This is a genomic window from Acinetobacter sp. YH01022, assembly GCF_013420235.1.
Taxonomy (GTDB): domain Bacteria; phylum Pseudomonadota; class Gammaproteobacteria; order Pseudomonadales; family Moraxellaceae; genus Acinetobacter.
The window spans coordinates 1-3,816 of sequence record NZ_VOYP01000086.1 but is presented as its reverse complement, the minus strand read 5'-3'; the positions used below and the strand labels follow the sequence as shown (position 1 = coordinate 3,816).

At 37.2% G+C, this 3,816-nt stretch carries 3 protein-coding genes and 1 pseudogene; 1 reads left to right on the top strand and 3 read right to left on the bottom strand.

Annotation, left to right across the window (positions count from 1 at the left end; all coding sequences use genetic code 11):
* Positions 1-294 precede the first annotated feature (294 nt).
* The gene (locus FTT87_RS15630; protein ID WP_180082407.1) at positions 295-864 is read right to left on the bottom strand and encodes a peptidylprolyl isomerase; all 570 of its coding nucleotides are present in this window, start codon (positions 862-864) and stop codon (positions 295-297) included.
* A 102-nt stretch (positions 865-966) separates the two neighbouring features.
* On the opposite strand from FTT87_RS15630, the gene FTT87_RS15625 reads away from it, so the two are divergent.
* Positions 967-1,635, top strand: coding sequence for an acetoacetate decarboxylase family protein (locus FTT87_RS15625; RefSeq protein ID WP_180175095.1), 669 nt, complete (start codon positions 967-969; stop codon positions 1,633-1,635).
* A gap of 53 nt (positions 1,636-1,688) precedes the next feature.
* On the opposite strand, the gene FTT87_RS15620 is transcribed toward FTT87_RS15625, so the two are convergent.
* Both FTT87_RS15620 and FTT87_RS15615 read right to left on the bottom strand, forming a co-directional pair.
* Complete coding sequence (locus FTT87_RS15620; RefSeq protein WP_180082413.1) at positions 1,689-2,759, bottom strand: alpha/beta hydrolase; 1,071 nt, start codon at positions 2,757-2,759, stop codon at positions 1,689-1,691.
* Between the two features lie 947 nt (positions 2,760-3,706).
* Positions 3,707-3,816, bottom strand: a pseudogene (locus FTT87_RS15615) (IS701 family transposase); the annotation flags it as partial.

Sequence of the window (3,816 nt, the reverse complement as noted above, 5' to 3'; positions counted from 1 at the left end):
ACACAAGTTGTTCTTCATAATCTCTTAATGATCTATTTCCTACCTCGTCAGTAGAAAATATAACGCAATAAACATTCAACAACTTAACCTGTTCAGCTAAGTTCGTTTGCTGTATCGCGTCGGGATGAGCTCATTATAGGGCAATTTCTTACCCATGCAAGTGCTTTTAACTGATTGTTTTATTGAGTGTTGTATTTTTATGCACTAAGCTGGTTCATTTTTATTCTAATTCAAATATAAACATATAATTTTAAAGCAAAAATATGAATAAAATATTTCTGCTTTATTTTTTTCTTAATTTTTCACCTCTGCTGCTTTAATGTTCACGCTGATAATTTTCACCACTTGTTTTGGTACATTTTGATGCATTCCAAAGTTTGCAGTCGGTACTTGAGTGATTTTATCGACCACATCCATGCCTTTCACAACCTTACCAAACACGGCATAACCTGCATTCATCTGACTTCTATTTAAAAAGTCATTGTCTACCGTATTAATAAAAAATTGGCTGGTTGCTGAATTAGGCATATTGGTTCGTGCCATGGCCAATGTGCCACGCAGGTTCTTTAAGCCATTATAGGATTCATTTTGAATAGGGGCTTTGGTCTGCTTCTCGACCATGTTGGCATCCATTCCTCCCCCCTGAATCATGAAGCCAGGAATCACCCGGTGAAAAATGGTGCCATTATAAAAGTTATCTTTTACATAACTTTCAAAGTTTTTTGCTGAAATAGGCGCTTTATCATTAAATAGCTCTATTTCAATATTTCCCATTGAGGTTTTCATTTCTACCAGGGTATTTGCAGCCATCACCTGCAAACTCATACATGCAGTACCAATAGCAAATAAGGCCTTTTTTAACATTTCTTTACTCTTCTACGTTAAGTGGTCATTGTGAATGACTATATATTAATCTTTCAATATAAATATAACAGCTTCTCTTTTTGATATAAAATGAGCATTACAATGAGCGAAGAATTAAATACAACTACTTTTTCCCTTTACCCACCTTGGCATTTACAGGGTAATGCTTTTATTTTGAATTACTGGTTAACGCCCAAATTTATTGCGCAGCATCGGACTTTTTATATTGCTCCTTCTCCAATTGGACGCGTGGTACAGGTCATATTGGTTCGTTATCATGATTCTCCTGTAGGCCCATATGATGAATTGCTGATCTTGGATCATCCTTTAATCAGTAAAAGACGTTTGTCTTGCATTCCGAAAATTTATGTTTCTACCGAAGCCTCTATGCTAAATGGTCAACATTTTTGGGGAATACCAAAACAGCTGGCCCAATTTGAATGGCTCATCCATGATGATGTGGTGTATTGCAATATCTGCTTTGAGCAACAAGAAATGAGTTTGTGCTTGCAGAAATATAAACATAGCCAGACTTTTTATGTGAATAGTCATCATTTACCTGCACGGCTGCTCAAGATCGATCAAGCCTGGCAAGGTTTACGCTATCAGTTCACACTACAATTTCGCGGTAAACTCAGTAAATTAAAACAGGCGAGCTGGAAAAACACCCAGGACATTTTTCCCGATTTTTCTCAAGCCCGCTATTTACACAGCTTTTATGTGCCAGAATTTAGCCTCACCTTACCTAAAGCTAAAATCGAGAAAAAATAAAGGTGTTTCACGTGAAACACCTTTATTATAAATGAATACCCAGCTCAAAAAATTTAAGCGTGTTTATCCCAAAACTTTCTATAGTTTTTACTGATTTCAATAAAATACTTTTTAGCACGATAAGAAACAGGTGTGAGATTGACAAAACCATGCGCTTGATCGCCATATTCCTGATAATGCACCTTTACGCCACGATGACGTAATTTATGTGCATAAATTTCCCCTTCATCATGTAATACATCATGACCTGCAGTCACCACAAAGGTAGGTGGTAATTTGTCATGCTGACCATAAGTCGGTGAAATCAGCGGATCATCGAGTTCAACCTGATGCGTATCTGCATAATAATGGGTGACAAAATCCACATCTTTACCGGTTAAAACCAGTCCTTCATTGTAGGCATAAAATGAAGGATGACGGCTTTTAAAATCAACTGCCGGATAGAGCAGTAATTGCGCTTGCGGTGCATACACTTTATGAGCTGTACGTTGTGCAACTACCGTGCTGATATTCCCTCCAGCGCTATCCCCCGCCACTGAAATTCTATTTTTTAAGATTTTAAGCTGTTTTCTGTTTTGATAGACCCATGCCAAGGCATCTTCACAGCTTTGAATCAGTTGATTCGGACTCGCTTCAGGTGCTAAAGGATAGTCAATACTTAAAACCTGCACTTTGGCATGCACTGCCAGTAAACGGCAGACCTCATCATGCGAATCCAGACTGCCTACAACAAAGCCGCCACCATGAAAATACACCACCATAGGCAATTTTTTAGTGGGTGCAGGATGATAATGTCGCGCAAAGATGGTGCCGCTGTGTAAAGGTAAACGTAGATCTTCAATCTGTTTCACTGGTGTAGGCTTGGCTTTGATGGACTGCATTTGCAAATCAAAGCTTTTACGGGCATGAATAATATCTTCACTGACCAAACCACTACTGCCCCGTTTTAACTGGGCTGCCATCATACATTGCACCAAGGGATCAAGTTCAGGATATTGATGCGGATATCTTAAAATTTTAACTAGAGATTTTTGTGCAAAACTGGGCAATCGATCTAAAGTACGTGCCGCTGTACCTTGACCTTTTTCTAACATGGTCTGTAAAGTTCGGCTAAAAGCAACCATCATGGCACCTTCCTTTTATTTTAATCTTGATATTTTTTACATGATCAGCCAATACGTGACCATACGCTTATATCAGTCTAATTATCGGTATACACAGTAAAAACATTCATACGCTAATCTTCTTTTCATACCTTGTCATTGACAATTTCCATGTATATTTCGGCGTGTTTTTGCCACTCCAGCCCACAAAAAGAATGAATGTTATGGCTAAAAGACGCCTTCTGCTATCATTAGCAAGGCGATTTTTAGCTGCATTATCCCCTTTCCTGAAAATGGCACTTATTAAAATGACTCTTATACTTGCTAGGACTGTCATTATAACCAAGCCTAGGGTTCAGGTTATGACTAGTAATATAAAGGGGAGTAATATCCTCAACGTTGGAAGTATGATTCCTTTGCCTATTATTTAGATCGTAATTTAGAGGGGGGGGGGCCGCTCAGAATCCTGATAAAATTTTGCTAAACAGATACATAAATTCTATTTATTCTGCATTTACTTAACTTTAGGCAAAAAAAAAGCTTATCCAGAGGTTGGATAAGCCTAGAAAACACATTTCTAAATACCAAGAAGAAACTACAGCGATAGAATCTGGGTTAAATAATAAGCATCTGAAGCATTTTTGTGAAATATATATTTCATTTAATATTGATCGTTTTTAAGTCTAAGTAGACTCTCTAACATTGCGCTTCCTGCATGCTATAAATTTTCTCAGACATATTATTATCAATAACTTAATCCGGTTCAGGCTATTGCAACTGCTATTTCTGCCGTTCACTACACTCTAAATAATAGGGTTACTTATATCAGGATGCGCTAATCACAAGGGTTCCACCTTTGCTCTGCTTAACCTGGTCTAAATTCTGATATTTACCCGCAATCATCACATCATCTGGTATTTTATTTTAGAAAAAATAATGCTTTTTAATAATTTAGGACTTACGCACTATTATTTATAGATTCTCTGTGGTAGCAGATGATTTTTATCGAGAATAAAGTCATCAATGAAGTTTTTGATCATTGGTCTAAATAATTTCTTCTGCCAACGATATACATTTT

What these genes read in the sequence shown, in the direction of transcription:
- FTT87_RS15630 (WP_180082407.1), bottom strand. Translation starts at nt 864, where the DNA reads ATGTTAAAAAAGGCCTTATTTGCTATTGGTACTGCATGTATGAGTTTG.
- FTT87_RS15625 (WP_180175095.1), top strand. Translation starts at nt 967, where the DNA reads ATGAGCGAAGAATTAAATACAACTACTTTTTCCCTTTACCCACCTTGG.
- FTT87_RS15620 (WP_180082413.1), bottom strand. Translation starts at nt 2,759, where the DNA reads ATGGTTGCTTTTAGCCGAACTTTACAGACCATGTTAGAAAAAGGTCAA.